Annotated in this window: 21 protein-coding genes and 1 pseudogene; 12 read left to right on the top strand and 10 right to left on the bottom strand. The window is 33.1% G+C overall.

The features are described 5' to 3' along the window. Window positions 1-171: 171 nt before the first annotated feature. From radC to N4A35_06355, 5 genes are all read left to right on the top strand, one after another. A complete protein-coding gene (gene radC / locus N4A35_06375) occupies window positions 172-876 on the top strand; it encodes a DNA repair protein RadC (GenBank protein ID MCT4581026.1) in 705 nt (234 codons plus the stop codon). A gap of 124 nt (window positions 877-1,000) precedes the next feature. Next, window positions 1,001-1,381 (top strand): START-like domain-containing protein, encoded by a 381-nt coding sequence (locus tag N4A35_06370; GenBank protein ID MCT4581025.1) that lies wholly within the window; start codon window positions 1,001-1,003, stop codon window positions 1,379-1,381. Window positions 1,382-1,490: 109 nt separating this feature from the next. Then, window positions 1,491-2,936 carry an LptF/LptG family permease gene (locus tag N4A35_06365; protein ID MCT4581024.1) on the top strand — a complete coding sequence of 482 codons (1,446 nt, stop codon included), beginning with the start codon at window positions 1,491-1,493 and terminating at the stop codon, window positions 2,934-2,936. 13 nt (window positions 2,937-2,949) lie between these two features. Beyond that, window positions 2,950-4,152: a glycosyltransferase family 4 protein gene (locus N4A35_06360; GenBank protein ID MCT4581023.1), complete on the top strand. Its 1,203-nt coding sequence runs from the start codon at window positions 2,950-2,952 to the stop codon at window positions 4,150-4,152. A gap of 4 nt (window positions 4,153-4,156) precedes the next feature. Further along, complete coding sequence (locus tag N4A35_06355; GenBank protein MCT4581022.1) at window positions 4,157-5,317, top strand: glycosyltransferase; 1,161 nt, start codon at window positions 4,157-4,159, stop codon at window positions 5,315-5,317. 18 nt (window positions 5,318-5,335) lie between these two features. On the opposite strand, the gene N4A35_06350 is transcribed toward N4A35_06355, so the two are convergent. The 4 genes from N4A35_06350 to N4A35_06335 all read right to left on the bottom strand — a co-directional run bounded on the left by N4A35_06350 (window position 5,336) and on the right by N4A35_06335 (window position 11,375). Continuing rightward, window positions 5,336-6,085 carry a CPBP family intramembrane metalloprotease gene (locus N4A35_06350; GenBank protein ID MCT4581021.1) on the bottom strand — a complete coding sequence of 250 codons (750 nt, stop codon included), beginning with the start codon at window positions 6,083-6,085 and terminating at the stop codon, window positions 5,336-5,338. Window positions 6,086-6,099: 14 nt separating this feature from the next. After that, window positions 6,100-8,511, bottom strand: coding sequence for a prolyl oligopeptidase family serine peptidase (locus N4A35_06345; protein MCT4581020.1), 2,412 nt, complete (start codon window positions 8,509-8,511; stop codon window positions 6,100-6,102). 127 nt (window positions 8,512-8,638) lie between these two features. Then, window positions 8,639-9,628, bottom strand: a complete 990-nt coding sequence (locus N4A35_06340; GenBank protein MCT4581019.1) for a hypothetical protein — start codon at window positions 9,626-9,628, stop codon at window positions 8,639-8,641. Window positions 9,629-9,932: 304 nt separating this feature from the next. Continuing rightward, entirely contained in the window at window positions 9,933-11,375 is a 1,443-nt protein-coding gene (locus N4A35_06335; protein ID MCT4581018.1) for an aminoacyl-histidine dipeptidase, read from the bottom strand. A gap of 103 nt (window positions 11,376-11,478) precedes the next feature. On the opposite strand from N4A35_06335, the gene N4A35_06330 reads away from it, so the two are divergent. Both N4A35_06330 and ligA read left to right on the top strand, forming a co-directional pair. Next, window positions 11,479-12,171, top strand: a complete 693-nt coding sequence (locus N4A35_06330) for a hypothetical protein (protein ID MCT4581017.1) — start codon at window positions 11,479-11,481, stop codon at window positions 12,169-12,171. Continuing rightward, on the top strand, window positions 12,171-14,180 hold the full coding sequence (gene ligA, locus N4A35_06325) for an NAD-dependent DNA ligase LigA (protein MCT4581016.1): 2,010 nt from the start codon (window positions 12,171-12,173) through the stop codon (window positions 14,178-14,180). The genes N4A35_06330 and ligA overlap by 1 nt, the downstream gene beginning before the upstream one ends. 28 nt (window positions 14,181-14,208) lie before the next feature. Here ligA and N4A35_06320 read toward each other — a convergent pair whose 3' ends face one another. From N4A35_06320 to N4A35_06310, 3 genes are read right to left on the bottom strand one after another with little or no spacing between them, the layout of a single operon-like run. Then, window positions 14,209-14,751 carry a hypothetical protein gene (locus N4A35_06320; protein ID MCT4581015.1) on the bottom strand — a complete coding sequence of 181 codons (543 nt, stop codon included), beginning with the start codon at window positions 14,749-14,751 and terminating at the stop codon, window positions 14,209-14,211. A gap of 3 nt (window positions 14,752-14,754) precedes the next feature. Beyond that, window positions 14,755-15,759, bottom strand: coding sequence for a hypothetical protein (locus N4A35_06315; protein ID MCT4581014.1), 1,005 nt, complete (start codon window positions 15,757-15,759; stop codon window positions 14,755-14,757). 7 nt (window positions 15,760-15,766) lie between these two features. After that, window positions 15,767-17,293, bottom strand: a complete 1,527-nt coding sequence (locus tag N4A35_06310; GenBank protein MCT4581013.1) for a hypothetical protein — start codon at window positions 17,291-17,293, stop codon at window positions 15,767-15,769. Between the two features lie 108 nt (window positions 17,294-17,401). On the opposite strand from N4A35_06310, the gene N4A35_06305 reads away from it, so the two are divergent. The 4 genes and pseudogenes from N4A35_06305 (at window position 17,402) to N4A35_06290 (ending at window position 21,285) form a co-directional block, all read left to right on the top strand. After that, window positions 17,402-18,730, top strand: coding sequence for an exonuclease domain-containing protein (locus N4A35_06305; GenBank protein ID MCT4581012.1), 1,329 nt, complete (start codon window positions 17,402-17,404; stop codon window positions 18,728-18,730). After that, a pseudogene (gene ruvX / locus N4A35_06300) lies at window positions 18,730-19,155 on the top strand (Holliday junction resolvase RuvX). Before N4A35_06305 ends, ruvX begins: the two are co-directional and overlap by 1 nt. Further along, complete coding sequence (locus N4A35_06295; protein MCT4581011.1) at window positions 19,155-19,901, top strand: prolipoprotein diacylglyceryl transferase; 747 nt, start codon at window positions 19,155-19,157, stop codon at window positions 19,899-19,901. Before ruvX ends, N4A35_06295 begins: the two are co-directional and overlap by 1 nt. Further along, the gene (locus N4A35_06290; protein ID MCT4581010.1) at window positions 19,891-21,285 is read left to right on the top strand and encodes a radical SAM protein; all 1,395 of its coding nucleotides are present in this window, start codon (window positions 19,891-19,893) and stop codon (window positions 21,283-21,285) included. The genes N4A35_06295 and N4A35_06290 overlap by 11 nt, the downstream gene beginning before the upstream one ends. Window positions 21,286-21,301: 16 nt before the next feature. Here N4A35_06290 and N4A35_06285 read toward each other — a convergent pair whose 3' ends face one another. Further along, complete coding sequence (locus N4A35_06285; GenBank protein MCT4581009.1) at window positions 21,302-21,571, bottom strand: hypothetical protein; 270 nt, start codon at window positions 21,569-21,571, stop codon at window positions 21,302-21,304. A 391-nt stretch (window positions 21,572-21,962) separates the two neighbouring features. On the opposite strand from N4A35_06285, the gene N4A35_06280 reads away from it, so the two are divergent. Then, window positions 21,963-22,265, top strand: coding sequence for a hypothetical protein (locus N4A35_06280; protein ID MCT4581008.1), 303 nt, complete (start codon window positions 21,963-21,965; stop codon window positions 22,263-22,265). Window positions 22,266-22,368: 103 nt separating this feature from the next. Here the strand turns inward: N4A35_06280 and N4A35_06275 are convergent, their stop codons facing one another. Together N4A35_06275 and N4A35_06270 are read right to left on the bottom strand one after the other, a co-directional pair. Further along, window positions 22,369-23,571: an NAD(P)-dependent oxidoreductase gene (locus N4A35_06275; GenBank protein MCT4581007.1), complete on the bottom strand. Its 1,203-nt coding sequence runs from the start codon at window positions 23,569-23,571 to the stop codon at window positions 22,369-22,371. A gap of 64 nt (window positions 23,572-23,635) precedes the next feature. Beyond that, window positions 23,636-24,523, bottom strand: coding sequence for a hypothetical protein (locus N4A35_06270; protein MCT4581006.1), 888 nt, complete (start codon window positions 24,521-24,523; stop codon window positions 23,636-23,638). Window positions 24,524-24,598: the final 75 nt, after the last annotated feature.

The following is a 24,598-nucleotide window of genomic DNA, read 5'->3' as shown; positions in this document are numbered from 1 at the left end:
ATCCTACTGCTATCAGTTGGATTTTCTTGTTTTAGTAGCTTACCTCTCTTCTCTGCTGTTCTCTTTTCTCTTTTCTCTATTCTCTTTTCTTAACTCTCTTTTCCTTGCCCCATCCACTTGTTTTTAAGTTAGTTATGTTTTTTTGTCCTAAAAAGTTTAACTTAGTAACTTATGAAAAAAAGCCTCCCCAAACAAAAGATTTCCATTACAGAGTGGGATCTAGCCGACAGACCAAGAGAAAAATTGTTAGATAAAGGTCGGCAAACATTAACCAATGCAGAGTTAATTGCTATACTAATTGGTTCTGGAAATAGAGAAGAAACAGCAGTTGAATTATCAAAAAAAATATTAAAAAGCGCCAATAATAGTCTCATAGAACTAGGTCAAATGACATTAGATAGACTAATGGAATTCAAGGGAGTAGGCACTGCAAAGGCGGTAAGTATTGCCGCCGCCTTAGAATTGGGAAGAAGGAGAAAAACCGAAGAAGTACCTGTATTGTATGCAATAAAGTCGAGTAAAGATGCCTATGAACAGCTAACCCCTTTATTTGAAGATTTACCTCATGAAGAGTTTTGGGTGATGGGCTTATCTAGGTCCAATAAGGTATTGTTTAAAAAACAAATTAGCAAAGGAGGGGTAAGTGGTACAATTGCAGACATTAAGTTAATTTTTAAACCAGCCATAGAAAAATTAGCCTCTGCTTTAATTATTGCTCATAACCATCCATCAGGACAGTTGAAACCAAGTGCTTCAGATCTTCGATTAACAGATAAATTAGTAGAAACAGGAAAAATCATGGACATTCCTATATTAGATCATTTAGTCATTGCAAATCAAACCTATTACAGCTTTGCAGATGAAGGTTTAATTTAACATTTTTGTTAAAAAAATGCAAAAAAGTAAAGCTGTATTAAAGATAACTTAATATTTCTCTTTTTTTTGTTTATATTGTGCCGACTACGATAAACCCTAATTTTATAGGGATAAATTATATTTAATGGAAAAACAGAAATTTACAATAGAGACTTTAGTAAAGTCATCTCCCAATATTATATTTAATTGTTTAATTAGCCCTAGTGGTCTATCTGAATGGTTTGCAGATGATGTCAATATCAAAGGAGATGTTTATACATTCTTTTGGGATGGTGACGAAGACTCAGCAACGTTATTAAAGTCTAAAAAGGGGAATGAAGTACGTTTCCAATGGGAAGACGACGAAGATACTTCGTATTATTTTGAAATGGCGATTCAAATCGATGATTTGACAAAAGAAGTAGCTTTAGTTGTTACTGATTTTGCAGAAGAAGATGAGATTGATGAGGCTAAGTTATTGTGGGAAAGCAATATTCAGAAATTAAAATCAGCCATTGGTGGTTAGTTTTCAAGAATAAGCGCTTTTAGCCTATATAATAAGAAAATATTATATTACTTTTGTATAAAATCTTGTAGTTGACTCTACAGGATTTTATTTTTTAAAACAAAAACGATTGAAAAAGTTAACTAAAGTTGTATTAGGTGCATTTATCGGACCTTTTATTTTGGTTTTTCTTATCTGGATGGTGATTCTGGATATGCAGTTTTTGTGGCTCTATATTGATGATTTAATGGGGAAAGGGCTAGAATGGTATATTGTACTCGAATTACTGTTTTATGCTTCTGCAAATTGGGTGCCTATTGCACTTCCGCTATCCGTTCTACTAGCTTCGATCATGACCTTAGGTAATTTAGCTGAACACAATGAGCTTACAGCAATGAAAGCTTCAGGGTTGTCGCTATACAAGATCATGAAACCATTAATGATCTTCATGATTTTTGTTGCATTAGGAGCTTTTTATTTTACCAATAATCTTTGGCCCATTGCTAATTTTAAAATGCGCGTGTTGATTTATGATATTCAACAGACAAAGGCAGCAATTGTTTTTAAAGAGGGAATCTTTTTTGATGAATTGGAAAATTATAACATCCGAATAGGCAAGAAAAAGGCGGATGGTATTTTTGAAGATTTATTGATTTATGATTACTCTGAGATGAAAACCTCTCAAAATTATACAGAAGATCCACGTGATTATAAAAGAATCATTAGTGCTAAGAAAGGTTCTATAACGCATCCGAAAAATAGCTCTTTTATGATTTTGGATTTATATGATGGTTTTATTTTTCAAGAGTTTAACCCCGAAACCATGAAAGATTCAGAGTTACCATTTATGCGTTATTACTTTGAAAAAGCTACGTTAAAAATAAAACTAAAATCATTTGATTTTGAACGCTCTAGTGAAGATACTTATTCTAAAGATGAGCATTTTCTTTCTCTAGATCAATTAAAAGTATTACGAGATTCTGCTGTTGAAGCAAGGCAAAAAACAAATACTTCTCAGTATCATATTACTAGAAATAAATTTTCAATAACCAGAGGGATTAGTGATTCGGTGACTTACAGTTACGATTCAATTGTTCCAACAGAAAATTACTTTCAAAAGTTGGATAGCGTTTCAAGAAAACAGAATATTTTAAGAGCAATTGATATCACTAGAGGATTAATCAATAGTCAAAAAGTTCCGGTAGCGCTCGATGAAAGCTCTCAAAAATACATCATGAAAAAAGATATTAGTTGGCACCAAAAGTTTACTTTATCGTATGCCTGTATGATGTTATTGATATTAGGCGGCTCGTTAGGTGCTATTGTTAAAAAAGGAGGGATAGGGATTCCTGTATTAATTGGGATCATCTTATTTTTATTTTACTTCATTTTTACAAGAGCAGGTGAGGAAATGGCTTTAGACTCAGTGTTGTCTCCAGTCGTTGGAATGTGGTTGAGTGCCATTATTCTTACACCAATTACTATATTTGTATTCTTTAAAGCAAATAATGATTCCAAGTTATTTGATATGGATGCTTACGTTAAGTTTTTTCAGAAGATAAGAGGTAAAAGATAAAGAATAAAAAGGTATGAAAGTCTTGCAAATATGTCATAAACCCCCACAACCAGCTATTGATGGAGGTTGTATTGCAATGAATAATATTACCAAAGGTTTTATTGATAATGGTATAGCTGTAAAATTAATTACAATATGTACTACTAAACATCCTTTCAAAAAAGAGCTAATAGATCAAGATTTCTTCAAGAAAACAAGAATGGAGGCTGTATTTGTAGATACAGAAATTAATATCGTAGATGCCTTTTCTAGTTTAGTAACATCTGATTCTTATAATATTAGTCGCTTTTTTTCCACAGATTTTGATCGTTTATTACGAGAAATACTTGAGCAAGAACAATTTGATGTCGTTCATATAGAAAGTTTATTTATGACTCCTTATATTGCTACGATCAAGCGTTTTTCTGATGCTAAACTCGTACTTCGTTCACATAATTTGGAATATATGATTTGGGAGCGTTTAGCCAATAGTACTTCAAATAAAGCGAAGCAAGTATACCTTAAGATTTTAGCAAAGCAATTAAAGCAATATGAGTCGAATGTGATAAATGATGTAGATGGAATTGCTTCAATAACAGATGAAGATGGGGAGAAATATAGGAAGTTAGGTTGCGTTAAACCTGTGATTACGATTCCTTTTGGTATAGAACTCAATCAGTTTGAGTATCAAGAACAAAAAGAAAAAGCTACAATTTCTTTTTTTCACCTAGGTTCTATGGATTGGAAACCTAACTTAGAGGGAATCGCTTGGTTTGGAGAAAGTATTTGGCCTAAAATACAAGAAGCTTTTCCACAGCTCAAATTCAATATTGCAGGAAGAAACATGCCAGACTGGTTGTTTAGTACCAATTGGAAAAATATTATTAATCATGGAGAAGTAGAAGATGCGAAAGCATTTATTTTAGAGCATGATGTTATGTTAGTGCCTTTACTTTCTGCTGGAGGAATGCGTATTAAAATTATTGAAGGAATGGCTTTAGGAAAAGTAGTAATATCTACTAGTGTAGGAGCAGAGGGAATTGATTATAAGGATAGAGAAAATATATTGATTGCCAATAAAAAGAATGAGTTTATTAAGCAAATTAGTTGGTTACTAGAAGATAAAAGAAGAATCAAAGACATCGGCCAAAATGCAAGGGATTTAGTAGAGAAAAAATATAACAACGAAATTATTAATCATCAGTTGGTTAATTTTTATCAATCTTTGAAAGGATAGTGTTATGAAGTTGTTTGTGATTGTTTCGCGTGTTCCATACCCTTTAGATAAAGGGGATAAGTTGAGGGTTTATCATCAGTTAAAAGAACTTTCTAAACGTCATAATATCCTGTTGTGTTGTTTGGATGATAATCATACAGATCAAGAGCATATTGATCATTTAAAATCATTTTGTCACGAAGTCAAAGTATTTAGGCTCAACAAGCTGAAAATTTATTTTAATTTATTTAAAGCTTTATTTTCGAGTAAGCCCTATCAAGTCAACTACTTTTATCAAGCTAATGTACACCGGAAAATTAGTCAATTGATTCAGAGTTATCAACCTGATCGTATTTTTTGTCAATTGATACGAGCAGCTGAATATGTGAAAAATGAGCACCATATTGTTAAAACATTAGATTATATGGATGCTTTTTCTAAAGGTATAGATCGAAGGACTCCTTATTCAGGAATTTTAAAACCTTTGTTTAAAGAGGAAGCTAAACGTTTGTTGAAATATGAACACTTAATTTATGATTATTTTGATCAGCATTCGATTATCTCTGAAAAGGAAAGGCAGTTGATCTATCATCAAAAGCGTGATGATATTACGATTGTGACTAATGGAATAGATACCGATTTTTTTCAAGCGATGCCTCATGCTAAAAAGTTCGATTTGATTTTTGTTGGAAATATGAGTTATGCTCCTAATGTTGCAGCTGTTCAGTATATAGTAAATGAAATTTTGCCTCTTTTAAGTGAGACGATTACCTTAAAAATTGCTGGGGCAAATCCAGCTAAAGAAGTGAAAGCTTTAGCAAATAAAAATGTTGTTGTTTCTGGATGGGTAGATGACATTAGGGAGGCTTATGCTAGTGCAAAAATATTTGTCGCCCCCTTGTTTATAGGTACTGGACTTCAAAATAAATTATTAGAGGCCATGGCCATGGAGCTCCCTTGCATTACGACTTCTTTAGTTAACAATTCACTAGGAGCTAAAGATAGTTTCGAATTGGAAGTTGCTGAAACAGCAGAAGATTTTGCAGTAAAGATCAACAGTTTACTAACCAGTCATGATAGGAGAGTAGAACTAGGAGAAAAAGCACGTTCTTTTGTAAAATCAACTTATAGCTGGGAGGAATCTACAAAAAAACTAGAAGCTGTTATCGAAAAAAAAGGCATCTAATTGAGTAAAAAGAACGGTTTAAAAGAGTTCGAAAACTAACATCGTGACATGTGCAAATATGTGGGCTATAATCGCACTTTCTAATCCTTTTTTCCAGTATAACCAGCCAAAAATTATTCCTCCTGTAGTATTACCAATAAGAATATAAGTTAACAAGCCTGCTGAAGGAGTGCCAACTGCCTGATAGGCTATAGGAAAGTGACCTAAAGCAAAAACTATAGCTGCAATGATGATTCCTATCCAAAATGTAATGGGGCTATTGCCAAAAATTTTATATGCGATCCAGGTGATTAAGGTCATTAGTCCAAAGCGCATTAAAATTTCTTCCGTGATTCCGCCATATAAAAAGCGAGCGGCTATGGAAGGTTGAAGATTTTCTCCTAGTTCTATAAATTCAGTAGGTAAAATAGGGGTGAAGCTCCAACTAATTATACTTAACAATACTCCTGCAATTATTCCTCCTGTAGCACCATATTTAAGAAAGGGTAAAAGTTGGTGTTTTTCTTTTTTTATACCTAAAGTTTGCTCTATTAGTGGAACACTAAAATTTACTTTTTGATAAAGTACAGTACCTATCAATACAGCTATGCTTAAAAGTATGGTTGGATTGATCAATGTCAGTAACTTGATTTGAAAAGGAGTGAATAATTCACTAAGAATAGCTTCGGCTTCAGGTGGTAGAGGAATATCCATTGTAAGAATGGATAAAATACCAATAACCCCAAGTCCAAATAGGATAAAGCCTAAAGCAGTCTTTTGTTTTTTCATTAGCTAATGCCGTGTTATTTGTTTTTTACATATTTTTCAAGCCATTGATCTTGCTCCCACAATAAGTGAAGAATACTCTCTTTAGAACTGTATCCATGGCTCTCCTTAGGAAGAATAACTAATCTAACCGTAGCACCTAGTCCTTTTAATGCATTAAAGTAACGTTCACTTTGCATTGGGTAAGTTCCAGAGTTATTATCAGCTTCTCCATGAATCAATAATAGAGGTTGGTTCATTTTATCTGCGTGCATAAAAGGAGACATAGAATTGTAAATTTCAGGAGCTTCCCAGTAGTTTCTTTGTTCACTTTGAAAGCCAAAAGGAGTTAATGTTCTATTATAAGCCCCGCTTCTTGCAATACCAGCAGCAAATAAATTAGAGTGAGAAAGCAAGTTAGCTACCATAAAAGCACCATAGCTATGGCCACCTACAGCTACTCGGTTTCTGTCAATGTAGCCCATATTATCAATAGCATCAATTGCAGCCTTTGCATCAGCAACTAATTGAGTTCTAAACGTATCATTAGGTTCATTATTTCCTTCTCCAACAATAGGGAAAGAGGCATCATCTAAAATGGCATATCCTCTAGTTACCCAATAAATCATTGAACCATAATAAGGGTAGGTAAATTCATTTGGGTTTTTGGTATTTTGACCTGCACTAGCTTTATCTTTAAATTCTCTAGGATAAGCCCACATTATTAAAGGAACTTTTTCCTTTTTGTTTTGGTCATATCCAAGTGGTAAATACAATGTGCCAGAAAGTTCAACACCGTCCTCACGTTGGTAGTGAATGACTTCCTTATGAACATCTTGCAAGCTTTTAAATGGATTTTCAAAGGCTGTTAATTGAGTTAATTGTCCTTTTTTAACATTTCTAAAAAAGTAGTTAGGATATTCAGTAGAAGATTCAATTCGTACTAAAAGTTCTCCTTTTTTGGGGTCAAAATTTCTTAAATCTTCTATTTTGTCGGTATAGTTAGATTGATAAATTCGTTTCTTTTTTAACGTCTTTAAGCTGTATTGATCAAGGAATGGGTATTGTCCTTCTTTACTATGGCCATCACCAATGGTAAAGACAGTATTATTAACGATCGCTAAAATTTCACTTCCCATAGCATTTTTCTCAGTAACAAAATTCCCAGGATCACTGTATCGATCTTGGTAGTTACGATCAAAAAGAATAGTCGGTTGTTGTTGGGCGTCTGATGGGTTAAAAAGATAAGATTTAGTATTTCTTGTATCCCACCAGTAATCATGTGCAATAGCTATGTTATCATTCCCCCACTCAATTGAGCTAAATCGGTTTACTGTTTTGAGTATAGATTTACCCTTTTGTACAAATGGAGCATCTAATTCAAAAATTTCATCTCTATATTCAACGTTGTTTTCCGGATCACCTTTATCTAGAGCCTCAGCATAATAAAGTGTCGCTGGTTTATCATTTCTCCAGCTAAAACGTCGTTTTCCTGTTCTAACAGCCATAAATCCTTTGGGAAGATCTTCTATTAAGGGGACTTCAACAACTGTTTCAACTTTTTTACCTTCTTTAGTATATACAGTTGTTTTTGAAGGAAATCTATAATAAGGAACAAGGTATGAAAATGGTCTTTCAATAGTGGTAACAAGTACATAATTTCCATCAGGAGAAAAATTGATCCCATAATATAAATCACTGCCCAACCATTTCTTTTTTGTACCGTCTAGGTTAACTACATAGAGTTCAGATAAAGCCAATTGTTCAAAGTTATGCTCATCATTTTTATTTTTTAATAAATCTTGGTAGGTTCTATTCTGAGCTTTTTTTCCTTCGTTAATAGAAATAATTGGTCCTGTTGGGACTGCTGTTTTGGTATTGATTAACGGGAGTTTGTTACTCGCTATTGCTTTGATTAATAGGGATTTTCCATCTTTAAACCAATTGATGGAACTTCTTAGGTTAGCATTGATATTGGCTTCAGTAATTTTAGAAGCTGTAGCTGTTTTAATGTCAATGACCCAAACTTCAACACCATCAGTAGTCGTGTTGGTCAAGGCAAGCTTTGTTTGATTGGGAGACCATCTAAAATTGGTCAATTTTGGAGAAGAGGGGAGTCCCTTAACTTGAATTAGTGCATCATTGTTCTGGTTAATTCTTTTAAGCTTAATATTGTTAAAATAGTTTACTCGACTTCCAATATTGGTTTGCGGGTCGATGCGTAGTCCACCAAGGCGCATTTCTTCTTTTGATAACTCTTCGATAGATTGGTAGGCATTTCGATATACCAATACCATATTTTCCTTTTGTTCATCGAGTAATACATAGGGAGCTCTTGGTACGTCTACTAGTTCGAGAATTTCTTTAGGAGGTTGTTGGTAGGTTTGGTTTTCTTGGGCCATTATATGAAGTGTTGAAAGGGATAGAAAGAGGTAAATAAATTGTTTCATTATGATTTGTTGTAGTTTAGCTGTTTAATTGAATAAAATAGTATTCCCTATGTAGTCAATGCAAATATAACTGTTTTAAAGTAATATGGAGAAGTTGTATAAGAGACGTTGTGGAGGATTCTAATTCTTAATTGGATTGGTTAGTATTGATCCAATCATTAAATGATGTATCATTTATTGAGACAATTTCATTTCCTTTTATTGGAATAGTTGTTTTAAAGGTGGTTTTAACCCATTTTTGAAAAATAGAGTTTATACCATCATTAGGAGGAAGCCCTTGTGAGATATTCCACTCTTCAACTGTTTTGCTTAAATCTGCAAATCCAATTTCATCATATCCAATAGCTAATAATCTTAAAAAGTCAATAAAATTATCTGCCAGGATATATAGTTGTCCACCTTCTGAGCCTAAATGTACAATTTTTTGTTGGCCCTCATCATCCATCCAAAAAGCATATAATGAACCATCAGAACCCGCTCCAAATATCCCAAATCGGTCTGAGTGTCCTTCCATCCCAAGCCAATAACGCATTGTTTCTCCATCATCTGCTCTTAGTTCAAAACAACCACTAATTGGGTAGCCATTTTGATCTAACCAATTACAAAATAATTCTAATTCATGAGGAATAGCTATCGTATTAGGAATTCCTTTTTTTATGGTGTCGTAAGTAGGCATAAGTTGTAAAGTATTATAGTGATTATCAGAGGGTGGAGAGTCAAAAATCAAAGTCACAATAAAAACTGAAGTAGTTAAAGGGAAAAACGCTAAAATTAATAAATTTCCAATTCCAGGTAAATAATCTTGAATAGGGAAACCGATAGTAAAAGCTCCATCAATAAAGAAGATAAAGCCAATGATCATACTAAGGATTAAAATTGCTTTTTTCCAAAAAATATTTCTTATCAACTGAAAACTGATGGTCAAAATTATAAGAGTTATATAAGCTATGGAATGGGGAATCTGATCAAAGATAAAATTAGTTATCCATGGTGTTGTTTTTTCTGATAGAATAGGGGAAAAGCTATATGAATAGGGAAGTAAAGGAGCTAGTATAAGGACTAGGTTTAAAAGACTAATGGTCTTGTTGGTGATGATATAGCTCCATATTTTATTCATATTCTGTAAAAAAGATTAGCCTTGTAAATACAGGGCTAACATCCCAACTCCAATATCGTAAGAATGTTGCTTCCATTGAGTGTTGGATTTAGTTTTAATGGTTTTGCTTGTATTCATGTACTTACCATGCAAAGGACACCAAAAGGAATTAGAGCATAAACAAAAGCAATTATTGTTCGGAATGTTTTCATTAGCGTTTAAATCATATTTTTTATAATGTATTCAATTTAAACTCTTATCTCCATTAACAGAAAAAGTGCAATTATGCACTTTTTCTGATAGGTTATATAACTGTATAAAAAAGTTATTTTTTAGGAATATCTTTTAAGATATCAAGTAAGAATCCCCAGAATTTTTGAACAGAAGCAATGTTCACTTTTTCATCTGGTGAATGTGGGTTTTTGATCGTTGGTCCAAAAGAGATCATATCAACACCAGGGTAACGCTCTCCTAATATTCCGCACTCTAAACCAGCATGACAAGCAGCAACTTTAGGTTCTTCATTAAAAGCAGTGGTGTATTTTTTTACCATGATGTCTAAAATCTCAGAATCTGGATTGGGAGACCATCCCGGGTAAGATCCGTTGTGTTCAACTGTAGCTCCCATATTTTTAAATGCTGCACCAATTGTATGTGCAATATCCATTTTAGATGTATCTACAGAGCTACGTTGCAAACTTTGAGTTTTAAAAATACCATCTTTTACAATGACCCTTGCCAAAGAAGAAGATGTTTCAACTAATCCTGGAATGGCCATACTCATTCTATAAACACCATTATGAACAGCTCTTAAGGAGTTTGTCATTTTTTCAACATCACCCATAGCCATTACTTCAGCAGGAGAATCAGTAGCTTCAATAGTGATGTCTAAATCAGGATCAGCAATAGAGAATTCATTTTTGATTCCTTCAGCTCTTTCCTTAAAAACAGTTAAAAAAGCTTCATCTTCAATAGTAATTACCGCAAAAGATTCTCTAGGAATAGCGTTTCTTAAACTTCCTCCATCAATTTCGGCTACTTGCAAACCATATTGACTAGCGTCAGCAATTAGGCGATTCATGAGCTTGTTAGCATTCCCGCGTTCTAAGTGAATATCCATTCCAGAATGCCCACCTTTTAGTCCTCTAATACTTATTTTAAAAGCTTTAGCTTCACTTGAAGGAACCGTTGTTGTGTATTCGTATGAGGTGTTGGTATCAATTCCCCCTGCACATCCAATCGAAAACTCATCATCATCTTCCGTATCGAGGTTTAACATGATTTTACCATCTAGTATTCCTGTTTCTAAATTGAAAGCGCCGGTCATTCCAGTTTCTTCATCAATGGTGAAAAGTGCTTCTATAGCAGGATGTTCGAGGTCATTACTTGCAAGAATAGATAGCATTGCCGCAGCCCCAATTCCATTGTCAGCTCCTAATGTAGTTCCTTTTGCTTTTACCCAATCATTGTCAATATAGGATTGAATCCCTTGTGTATTAAAATCAAAGTCAGTATCAGCATTTTTTTGGTGTACCATATCAATGTGAGATTGTAAAATTACCGTTTTACGATCTTCCATTCCAGGTGTAGCTGGTTTTTTTATAATGACATTACCAATATGATCAACATAAGTGTCTAATTTTAGTTGTTCACCAAACTCTTTCACATATTTAATAATTCTTTCTTCCTTTTTTGAGGGTCTTGGAACAGCGTTTAAATCTTCAAAATTGTTCCACAAGATTTTAGGTTCTAATTCTCTTACTTCCATTGTAGTTTTAGTTTGTAGCAAAGATAATAAATAGCCAGTAATTTGGTATGTATATTGTAATCAAAAGGGTTATAATTTGTTAAAAATTTTATCTTTGTTGTGTATGTGTTTTTTTAAATCTAAATATTTATTACTGTTATTGATTACTTCTATTGGCTTGAGTGGAATAGCGCAAGAGAAAACAAGGTTGTTGTTATCTTTAGATCGAAAAAGTTCACTTTTTCATCCAACTAAAGTCAATACACTAGGAGTAAGGGTGGGCTATAAATATGGCTGTAAAGTAAATGTAGGTTTTGGAGTATATCGAGCGAATAACATTACATTTGATTATCAGTTAGATGCGTTTAATTACCCCAATGCCAGTACTAGTTTAGAAGCACAAATTAATTATGTGAACCTATTCGTTGAACCAATATTACTTTCAGAAAAAAGAAAGTTATTTTCCTTACCCTTGAGTGTTGGAGGGGGGAACATCAATGTAAAATATAGGGAGTTAAATACAACAAAAACAAAAACTTATTTTAATGACTTTGCTCCCGTAATAGATGTAGGAGGTGTTTTTTTATTTAAAACAGTTCCATTCGTTTGGTTGGGTGGAGGAGTAGGATATCGTCATTTTTTTCATCGCAATGACTTGGTGCATGAAAATTTTAATGCTCCTTATTTTATGATTAAATTAAAATTAGGTAGACCTTGTAAAAAGGCTGGAGTGTTTTACAAATGGCGCAAGAACTTATTTGATAAAAAGAACGACAAGAAAAAAGAGGGCATCTTCGACCTAAATAAAAAGGATTAATGGAACTACAAGAAAGAATAGCATTTTTAACCCAAGAACTGAATCAACATAATTATAATTACTATGTGTTAAATGAATCCGTAATTTCTGATTATGATTTTGATTTATTGTTGAAGGAGTTGCAAGAATTAGAAGAAAAACATCCTGAGTTTGCATCACCTAATTCGCCTACAAAACGTGTAGGAGGAGATATTACCAAAAATTTTGAAACGGTAGCGCATCGTTTTCCAATGCTTTCTTTAGCGAACAGTTACTCAAAAGAAGAGATTCAAGAGTTTGAGGAAAGGGTTCAGAAGTTAATCGGAGGAGAAATAGAATATGTATGCGAGCTGAAATATGATGGGGTAGCGATAAGCATTACTTATGAAAATGGAGAGTTAGTTAGAGCTTTAACACGTGGAGATGGTATTGAAGGAGAAGATGTAACGGCCAATGTTCGAACTATCCGTTCAATTCCTTTGAAATTAGAAGGAGATTATCCGGATAGTTTTGATATCCGTGGAGAAATTGTTTTTCCATTGGCTGCATTTAACCGATTGAATAAAGAGCGTGAAGCTGCTGGGGAACCTATATTTGCTAATCCAAGAAATACAGCTTCAGGAACAATTAAAATGCAAGATTCTTCTGTTGTAGCATCAAGAGGGCTAGATTGTCAATTGTATCAATTTTATGCGGAAGCTAATCCCTTTGATGGACATTTTGAGGCTGTTAATTCTGTCAAAGAATGGGGCTTTAAAACCCCTTCTTTAGCTCATAATTATATCAAAAAGGTTAATTCAATTGATGGGATCATGAAATTTATCAACTATTGGGATGAAAAACGATCGGAATTACCTTTTGAAATTGATGGAATTGTTATTAAAGTCAATAACCACCATAAGCAACAAGAACTGGGGTTTACTTCTAAATCTCCGCGTTGGGCCATTGCATACAAATTTAAGGCAGAACGCGTTTCAACAGTATTAAATGAAATAACCTATCAAGTAGGACGTACTGGAGCAATAACGCCTGTTGCTAACTTAGAACCTGTACAGCTAGCTGGAACTACAGTTAAACGAGCGAGTCTACATAACGCCGATCAAATTGAAAAATTGGATGTAAGAGAAAAGGATACTGTTTATGTGGAAAAAGGAGGAGAAATTATCCCTAAAATTATCGCAGTTGAGCTTTCTAAACGGCCAGTAGATTCTGCGCCAACGGTTTATATTACCCATTGTCCTGAATGTGGATCAGAGTTAGTTCGAGTAGAGGGTGAAGCACAGCATTATTGTCCAAATTCTTCTAATTGTAAACCTCAAATTACTGGAAAAATAGAACATTTTATTGGACGTAAAATGATGAACATTGATGGGTTAGGAGTGGAAACGGTAGTTCAGCTATTTGAGGCTGGATTAATAAAAAATAGTGCAGATTTATATGATTTAACGTTTGAACAGGTAGAGCCTTTAGAACGTATGGCAGAGAAGTCTGTGAACAACTTGTTGAAAGGACTTGAAGACTCTAAAAAAGTTCCTTTTGAAAAAGTGTTATTTGCGTTAGGAATTCGATATGTAGGGGAAACAGTAGCAAAAAAACTAGCCAAACATTTTAGAAATATTGATGCTTTAATAGCTGCATCAGAAGAAGAGTTAGTAGCTGTTGATGAAATTGGAGGAAGAATAGCAGAAAGCGTAAAGTCTTTTTTCGAAGATGAAATGAATGTGAGTATTGTAAGTCGCTTAAGGAAAGCTGGATTACAATTTGAGTTAGATGAGACTGAGCATCAACAACAATCTGCGGTATTAGAAGGAAAGTCTATTGTGGTTTCTGGTGTTTTTGAGATGAGTAGAAATGATCTAAAGAAATTAATTGAGTCACATGGAGGTAAAAACGCTTCTTCTATTTCAAGTAAAACAGATTATTTGATACGTGGTGATAAAATGGGACCAAGTAAGTTGGCTAAAGCTGAAAAATTAGGGATTAAGATGTTAAGTGAACAAGAGTTATTGGCTTTAGTTGGTGAAGCTTAATAATATAGCCATATTTTAGTGGTTTTAACTATAATCTTACCAACCAATTAGAAGTTTCGTTCAATAGGAATAAGGAATGAATGAATAGGGTGATTAGTAATGAACGCTCAAGTGAGACTTGTTGTACCTGTTCAGCTTGTAGGGTTCTGTATGTGGTAAATGTAGTTAAAGCAATCAAAAGTATTGAAAGCTTATTGTTTCCAATTAATAGGATAGGAGTAGAGATCAATAATAAACCATTAAAACGTATAAGAGTTTGTTGATAGTACTGTTTTAGTATAATTATACCAAGACTCGTTAAAGCTATTACACTCGTAATAATAAATCCTATTCCAATGGCCTCATTGTCGTAAATCACTAAATCTTTAAAAAGTAATAGTGGTATGGTTAAGTATAGAAGACTATGATAACTCGGCTTAGTGGTAAAGATAAAAACTAACGGAATAATTGCGGCAAATACAAAAGAGATTGGAAGTGGTACGACAAAATCGCCTAAAGAAAACCAATTGAATAAACCATACATAAAGTAGGTTAGCAATAAATAATAGACTAGTTTATAATCCCATCGCATGTTCTAATCTTTATTTTTCCAACGTTTAATTTTCACTTGATCTTTAACCAACTCAAGAGACTCAACAGTCATTTCAGTAACAGCTTCTTCAAATCTAGCTTCTTCAGATGGATGTAAAATAGTTCTTAGCGAAACTTCAATAACTTCATTTAATAGAGCTGTAGAATCTTCCTGAGCCATATCAATTAATGTTTTTTCAATAACATTGGAAGTAATATCACTAATAGAGCTTTCTAATGTTTTGGCTATTTGTTTACCCAGTACAGGTATTTTTTCTAAATCAGCTATTTCCTTATTATTGGCAACAGCTTCTTTTACTGCAAGTGCTACATAGGCTCTAATGTCATCTCGTTTATCAACGTACACTTGAGCAGAGGCATATCGGACGCGTTCAGCAGCCCAATGCGCTATAATATCTTTTTTAGGGTAAATAACTTCCTTAATGATTTGTTCAACAATTGGATTTCCTGCTTTAATTTCGTCTTGAGCACCTGAGATAACATTGACCGTAACGCGATCTGAAACCTCCTCTACAAAAATATAATAGTATTTCATTGCGGCTTGATACCACCATGTCTCTCGTACGTCTATAACGCCTTTTTTCTGTAAGCGAATAATCAATGAAGCAATCCGAATTAAACGTAAAAAACGGAATGCTTGTAGCGGAATACAACCAATTAAATCGTACCAGAAATAAAAAGGAAAGATGTACCACTTTTCAAACTTTTTATGGTAAATTGAATACCCCCATCTTAGTACAAATTCTGATAAAAAAATGGCCACAAAGAATAAATCGTAAAATAAAAAATCTGGATGTACAATATTGTAATAAAAGTTGTGAAAATCCTCACTAACACTATAGACTAGACCTCTAAAAAACTTCGTAGTAAAGGCTAAATCAAATCCCATCCAAAATAAGTTCACAAGGATAAGAATGATCATTAAAAGATCCACTGCGTACCAAAAGGTGGAAGTCCCACGCTTTAACTTGCTAAAGTATATTTTCATAGTTAAATTAGATAAATCCTTTTAGTATTCCACGTAGATTAAGGACTTCACCTGCGAGTATAAGTAGAGCGTGTTGAGAGGGATCAGAAGTGTGCATAGCCCCTTTTAAGTAGAGGTTATTTTCCTCAATTTTATCATATTCAATAGCGATTGTTGTAACTTTAAAATCTGGTATAACAGATAACCCTATTTTTTGAATAGCATTTTTGGGTGGGTAACTTTTGATGGTCTTAGGAAGATCAGCAACCAAACTAAAAGTCGTAAATTCTGGAGTTAATGCCTCAAAGTTTTTATTGGTTCCGATATAAAGTACATCATCTTTTATTGCTAAATAGAGTAGTTCTTCGACAAAATAAGGATGGGGAATTGTCCAGTATCCAGCATGGTTTTTAATTAAACTATCTTGGTTTAATGTGTCAAATAAGGCATTAGGATTTGAAATTTTTAAAGCATGCATTACTTCAGGAATATTAAATAATGGGCTTGCTTCAACAGTATCAATAGCTAGAACTGTTGAAAACGTTTCGGGGTCTATTTTTTGATCCATTTTAGTCGTGTATACCGGCGACGTTCTATAACCAATAATACCTGAACAAAAAGCTCCCTCACAAAAATCTAGGATATAATGTTGCTCTTCTTGAAGTGACTTTTGAAAGATATCTTTTAAATAAAAGGGAGTAGTAGAAAGACTAAATTTAATCAGCTCGTTGGTATTTAGAGCAATGGCTTTTTGGTTTTTAGAAGTGAGAATATTTGCGCTTTTAATTTTGGTAACTATCTGTAAATCAATAGTTTCTTTGTTTGAATTTAAACTAAAGGTTTTACTTCCAAAGTTTTGAGTGAATTTAAACAAATCAAAATATTCTTTAAGCAATGGATTCTCTTTACTAGACCAAATACCTAAGTGATTTTCTTGCTCAATAAAGTCAGAATAGCTAGCATCAACTTGACTCAAAAACTGAGGAGTTTGAGAAAAAATGGTTTCAAATTGGTGTTCTGCAATTGCTATTTGGGTAGTTCCTTGAGGCGTTGTATTTTGAAGAATAACAGCTTGTTTTTGATGCCTTAATAGAATTATATTTTCTTGAGCTAAGGTGATAATTTCTCCATTTTGAAAGACATTGCGTTGTATCGTTTCAGGTGTTTTAGTCAATGATTTGATAAATTTTTCTTCATTAATAACCTCACAGATAATTCCAATATAATTAGCATGGTCAATACTGTCGGTAAAGGTATAAATCACTCCATCAACTAACGGGTTAAGTCCGTTACCTCCCATATTATCTTCTATTTCTTTAAGGTCTACTTTCGAATTAGTAGCAGAATCTAAAAGTGTTGGATTTCTTTTTAATAAAGTGTAAAAATCCTTAGCAATTTTTTCAGGTTTAATAAAAGCAACATTGCTAGCATTATAGGGAACAATATTAAGGGGTGTATTCTTTTTGGATTGGGTAATAAAAAATAGCCCACCAATAATTAATAGGGTTAAGATACTTAGTGCAAGTACTGTGATTATTTTTTGAAATTTTCTCATCCAATTACTTTTTGTCAGGCAAAAATAGACTTTATCTTTTAAAGATATAAATCTCTACAGATATATGCTGTTAAAAAACCTAAAATCATTACCTTAGCATCGATAAGTATGAGTAATTTATATGCAATAGTCGATATTGAAACTACAGGGAGTTTTTCTTCTACTGGGGGAATTACAGAAATAGCCATTGTAGTAACAGATGGTCAGCAAATAATAGAAACCTATGAAACGCTTGTAAATCCTAATGCTTATATCCCTCCTTTTATTCAAAATTTGACCGGAATTTCTAATGAAATGGTAGAAAACGCTCCTCAATTTGCAGAGGTAGCAAAAGAGATTGCCGAGCTATTAGAGGGCAAAATCTTTGTGGCACATAATGTTAATTTTGATTATAAATATGTCAAGTATGAATTAGAATTAGCGGGATATTCCATTGGTCAACCCCGGTTATGTACAGTTCGTTTAGGACGAAAAATACTACCTGGACTACCATCTTATAGTTTGGGCAAGCTCACGAAAACGTTAGGGATAAAGCATGAGAGTAAACACCGTGCTATGTCTGATACCATGGCTACAACTGAGCTCTTTCATTTGTTAATAGAAAAAGGGGAGGGAGACATTTTAGCGACATTAAAAACGGTATCAAAACAACCGAATTTACCAGCCAATTTACCAGAAAGAATATTTAATAAATTGCCTCAGGAAACGGGAATATACTATTTCTATAACAGTCGAAAGGAAATTATTTACATAGGAAAAGCAAAGAATATCAAAAAGCGTGTTACGACGCATTTTACCGGAAAAGCAACCGCACAAAAACTTTCATTTTATAAAGAGGTTTATCATGTTTCAACGGAGTTAACTGGTACAGAACTCATTGCTTCTTTACTAGAGGATGCAGAGATTAAACATTACTGGCCTATATATAATCGTTCTCAAAAAAGTAAAGTCAATAAATTTGGTGTTTTTCTGTATGAAAATCAAAAAGGAATCGCTCAATTAGGAATTACGAAAATAGGGAATCAAGTGAAACCCTTAAAAACATTTCCGAGTTTATCTGATACTAGAAATTGGCTAATCAAAAAAATAGAGGAGTTTGAATTAAAACCTCAATTATGTGGTATGCCAGAGTTCGATTCTTTAGTCATAGAACAAGAAGAACATCAAGAAAATATTCAAAAGTTTTTAGATGAGTATGATAATGCTTCAAGTTCTTTTTTATTGGCTGGAAAAGGTAGAGCTGCTGGAGAACAATCTTTTGTTTTGGTAGAGAAAGGAACCTACAAAGGGTATGGATTTCTCAATAGAGAAGAAGTAAGTATTTCCACCATAGAAGAGGTTGAGAATTATCTGATAAGAAGAGAGGAGACGATTACTACAAGAACAATTATTCGTTCAGAGAAGTTTAATGAGCCGATAAAAAAAATAGTTTTTTGATGCCTAGAATATTAGCGATAGATTACGGAACCAAAAGAGTGGGAATTGCTGTAACAGATTAGTTACAACTCATAGCTTCTGGTTTAACGACTGTTCACTCAAGTGAATTAATAGATTTTCTGACAACTTATCTTCAAAAAGAAGAGGTAGAGACAATTGTTGTAGGAGAGCCTAAATCTTTAAAAAATCAACAAACAGACAGTTCGCACGAAATTGAAAAATTGATTAAACATTTAGCCAAGAAATTTCCTCAACAAAAAATAGATAAGATAGATGAACGTTTTACATCTAAACTAGCTTCACAGGCCATCTTTATGTCGGGAGTAAAGAAAAAAAATCGTCAGAAAAAAGAATTAATTGATGAAGTAAGCGCTACAATTATTTTACAAAGTTATATGCAACAAATGGAAAATAAGCTGTTTTAATGCCTATAGAAATTCCCTTTGAACCGGCAATATTAGGTGTGCAGCTAAACGTTCATCTAATTCTAGAGTATTTAGCATTTTTTGTGGCTTTTCGTTATTATGTTTTCTTGAGAAAAAGAACCGAAGATGTCATTTCGTCTAATAATCGCTTGTCAATTGTTTTAGGAGCTGCTTTAGGGGCCTTAATAGGTTCAAGAGTAGTGGGGATATTAGAAAATCCTTTATTGATGGCGAATCAAAATTGGTTGGAATTGATGAATACCAAAACCATTATGGGAGGCCTTTTTGGTGGTTTATTGGGGGTAGAGCTAGCAAAGAAGATCATAGGGGAACAACAGTCCTCTGGAGATTTATTTACCTTTCCCATTATAGTTGGAATATTTATAGGAAGAATAGGTTGCTTTCTGATGGGAATAAAGGAGTTTACTTATGGTAAAGCTACCACATTTTTTATGGGAATGGATTTGGGGGATGGGATAAGCCGTCATCCTATAGCTCTTTACGAACTCTTTTTTTTAATGGTTCTTTTCTGGGGGCTCAAAAAGTTAAATCAAAAGCAGAAATTGGCTTATGGGTTGACTTTTCAGTGGTTTATGATTGCTTATTTTTTATTTCGATTCTTTATTGAGTTTTTAAAACCCAATGAGTTTTTATTATTAGGATTGAGTACGATTCAATATTTATGTATCTTGTGTGTGGTTTATTACCATAAAACTATTATTAACGTCTTTAGAAATGCCAACTAGAAAATATACCTATTACGATTATACGCAAAGTTTATGTCCAGAATGTTTAAAGCGTGTGGATGCAAAAATTGTTTTTGAGAATGAAAAGGTATACATGTTAAAGCGCTGTAAAGAACATGGAAACTCTAAAGTCTTAATCGCAGATGATATTGCCTATTACAAAAATATCAGAAACTACAACAAAGCATCTGAGTTTCCATACCAGTTTAATACTAAAACAGATTTTGGTTGTCCCTATGATTGCGGATTATGTCCAGATCATGAACAACACTCTTGTCTAACTATAGTTGAAGTAACAGATCGCTGTAATTTAACCTGTCCAACTTGTTATGCTGGCTCATCACCAAATTATGGGAGACATCGGACTTTAGAGGAGGTTAAAAAGATGTTGGATGCGGTAGTCAAGAATGAAAAAGAGCCGGATGTTGTTCAGATTAGTGGGGGAGAACCAACGATACATCCTCAATTTTTTGAAATTTTAGATTATGCTAAAACATTACCTATTCGTCATTTGATGGTCAATACCAATGGAATTAAAATTGCAACCAATTTTGATTTTGCTCAACGTTTAGCAAGCTATATGCCAGATTTTGAGTTGTATTTACAGTTTGATTCTTTTAGTGATACTGTATTAAAGGAATTGAGAGGTGCTGAATTGGTCAAAGTACATCAACAAGCACTTGACCATTTAAACGAGTTAAACCTTTCAACAACATTGGTGGTTACCTTACAAAATGGTTTAAATGATGGCGAAATAGGAGAAATAATTGATTATGCTTTACAACAAAAAGCTGTTAGAGGCGTTACCTTTCAACCTACTCAAATTGCTGGTCGATTAGAAAACTTTAATGAACAAACTGATCGAATTACACTAACTGAAGTTAGAAGAAAAATTCTAGAACAATCTCCAATCTTTAATGCTGATGATTTAATTCCTGTACCTTGTAATCCTGACGCGTTAGTAATGGGATATGCATTAAAACTAGGAGGTGAAGTTTTCCCGTTGACAAGGTATATTAATCCTGCTGACCTACTAGATAATAGCAAAAAAAATACCATCGTTTATGAGCAGGATGAAGCATTGCATGGTAAAATGATAGAGCTGTTTAGTACAGGGAACTCTGTTGAGTGTGCAAGTGAAAATCTAAAATCAATTATGTGTTGTTTGCCAGAGATAGACGCTCCCGAATTGAGCTATGATAATCTATTTCGTGTAATTATTATGCAGTTTATTGATGCACATAATTTTGATGTACGTGCAATAAAAAAATCTTGTGTCCACATTGTGAATAAGGATTATAAAATTATACCTTTCGAAACAATGAATCTTTTGTATAGAGATGATAAAGTAGAATTGTTAAACCAATTAAGAACAGCATTGTGATAGATGGAGAGCAGTTTTATTTAATAACATCGCCTATTTGGGTGCCTATCTTACTTTTATTTATTGGAGGAGTATTGTTGTCGTATGACAAAAAAAAGTTAGGAAAATCAGTGATGTTATTTGGTGTATTGTATGCTATAATAGGTTTTGGAATGTGTACTGGAATAATATAAGTTTTATAAAATAAAAGAGCTATGACACTTTTAGAAGTCAATTTGGATGGGTTATTTTTAATGATCTTTTTGGTAATGTTTGGACCAGCGATTCTGTTGGGATTAATTTCCATTCCGTTTTTTGCAAAACAAAAAAAGAAAACAGGAAAAGTGCTGTTAATTTTAGCTGTTGTTTATCTAATAGTTAGTTTGGGTATTTGCTCCAGTATGATGCTATGATTTTATTAGAAGTATATATAAAAATAACTTTGGCTGAAGAAATAGGTTTATTATCAATATTATTGAGTCCAGCTTTATTTTTACTTGCACTATTTTTTTTGTTATTTAAAAAAAGGGCTATAGCTAAATATATAGCTATAATTGCTAGCGTTTTGTTGATCGTTGGAATTGGTTTGTGCAACGGATGATTTTCTGATTAAAATCATTTTTTATAGTAATACAAATCATAACCACATAGAATAGAGTAGTTTAATTTTACATCAAAATAAAAACTACAATAGAATTATGAATGAGAATAATCAAGATGATGTAACAGGAATAGCACTTTTAGATAAGTTATTTTTTGACGCTAACCTTAATCGATACGGAATTATGGCTATTTTATTATTAGTTGTAGGATGTATGGGAGGTATTGCAGTTGGAACAGGAGGTATAAACAGTACGACTCAATTATTTTTATTAGCTTTTTCTACTATGTTTTCACTATCTATGATGTTGGCTGTAGCGCCAATGAAATGGGTTATTTATTCAGGTATTATTGCTATAGTAATTGATTTAGTTATAATTGCTTTTAATCTTTTAAGTTAATACGTTAGTAAGTGTTTTTGTGTTAATTGGCTTTATAGATTAAAGTTAAAAAGGAGCTATCAAAGTTGGTAGCTCCTTTTTGTTTTGTATAAATTAAACTTATTTAACCTTTTAAATAGTCTTCTAAGTAAGAAAAGTGAGTTGTTAATTTTCCATTTTTAGTTTCAGAAGCTCTTTCAATAATATTTTCAGGATCGTTTCCTAGTAAAGGCTCTAGGACATGTTCGATAAACATTTCCCCAAAACTTTCTGAAGCATCTTTAGGTAATTCACAAGGAAGGTTATCAACAGCCATAACACCTATAGCTCCTTCTTTATTAAAGTCAACAACCGATTCGGTTACTGGGTCATAGCCATAAAGCGGCTCAGCAATGGTAGATGGCTCAAGTGTAGAGGCAACTGCGCAATCTATGTCGCAACTAATATCAGCAACAATTTCAATATTAAAGTCTTTTGATTTGGCATCTTCTCTAGTAAAGATGAATGGTGATTCACTATCCCAATAATGGCAAGCAATATACATATTTGCTACTTTTGCATACTTAGGAAAAACAGAGTGGTATCCCTTAGGATTTTGATAGAATTCCTGTTTATTCATAGGTTGCATATCATCTCTTTCATAGTAATCAGCAACATCTAAAACAGTATATACAGGTTCGTTAAAGGTTTCTGTTAAGAATGCTGTTGGGCTAACTTCCTTGATTGCTATTTTTTCTATGACTTCAAGTGCTCCACCTCCAACACGGCCTTTTCCAGTAATAACTGCTTTAAAATTATTAGGTAATTTGATATTGGGTAATTGATCTTCCATTTCTGCTCTGTCTTCACATTGGTGAGCTGGCTTTAAATTGTATAGTCCACTTTTAAGTCCATAAGCTAAAAAGCCATTGTAACATCCTACAATCCCTGCATATCTTCCAAAGGCTATCAAACGTTGCCCTTTAGAATTGGTGATCACTTCCCAATCAATTAATTGAATATTTTTATCAATAATAGCTTGTAGTAATTTTCTGTTGTACGGCTGTTCTTTAAATGTATGTGAGAAGAAAAGGTATTTTTTATTTGGAATTAACTCATCAACCGGAACTTCTTTAACGCCCATTAATATATCACAATGGCTTACATCGTCAACAACAGCAATACCTAAACGTTCATAGTCCCTATCAGAAAATTTCCTGATGTTACTTTTTTGAACATAAATCTCTACATCATCATAATCATTTAAGATACGCTCGCACTGTTCTGGTGAAAGAGGAACCCTTTTATCTGGTGGAGTTTTTCCCTCTTTAATAATTCCAATTTTAATCATAACTATCTAACATTTTTAGGTGGCTAAAAATACATAGATAATCATAAGAAAACAAGTAGACTTAGTTATTTTCAGGGTTATTATATTTTGTCTTGAATTTTTTGCCTGTTCTGGCATCTATATCTTTGATGTAGTTCCATTTTCCTTTTCTCCAAACAAAAGCATCAAAGCTAAGATCTGTAACATACCAATCTTTTATCCCCTCTAATTCAGGAGAAGTAGGAGAGAGGTGGTCGAATATTATATGATCTTCTTTTTTTATTTTTTGATGCTTTACTGACATGTAAGTATCTTGTTTGTATTGAAATATTACACGCCTTTTAATTTTTTCATCATCAAATTTAAATAAAGGATCACCAAATTTTAGTTTAGAATTACCACTAAACTTCATTGTTTCGATCAATTTTTTGTTGGAAGAGATATCGTTACCGTCCCATCCTAAAAGCGTGTAAATTGTTCTTGCTCCTTTTTGTACAGGAATAATCTTATAATATAATGCTCCAAACCATTTCTTTTCAGTAAACTGAGTGTATTCTGGAGTTCGAGCGTATTTTGACTTGTCTTTACAGTCGATAATGTAATAGTCATCTTTTTTCTTATCGTACTTCATCACTATACAATAGTATTTGTGTTCTCCGTATTTGTTAAGTTCAAGATTCCAATTGAATAAACGGAAAACACCATCGGGGGATTTTAAAGTACTCATTTGCTTACTTAGGGTCTCAAATGGAAAATTATATGACTTACTATTTCTGGTTAACACATATTTTAGTTTTTCCTTAAACACTTTATTAGCCATTAATTTATCGTGTTCATTTTTCTGAGCTCTAGCTTTATTTAAAAGAACGACCAATGAATCTTCAGCATCATTTAAGTTAGCAATATACGTTTGAGTATACGATGATGATACCAAAAAAAATAAAAAAAATATGCTTAAATTAACTTTCATTGTTGATGTTATTACAAATATTTGACCAAAAAAAACACCGTATTGATAATCAAGTACGGTGTTTTCGATAATTAG

The sequence above is a fragment of the Flavobacteriales bacterium genome (assembly GCA_025210295.1).
Classification (GTDB): Bacteria; Bacteroidota; Bacteroidia; order Flavobacteriales_D; family Parvicellaceae; genus S010-51.
The sequence above is the reverse complement of the archived record's forward strand: the minus strand, read 5'-3'. Positions and strand labels throughout refer to the sequence as shown.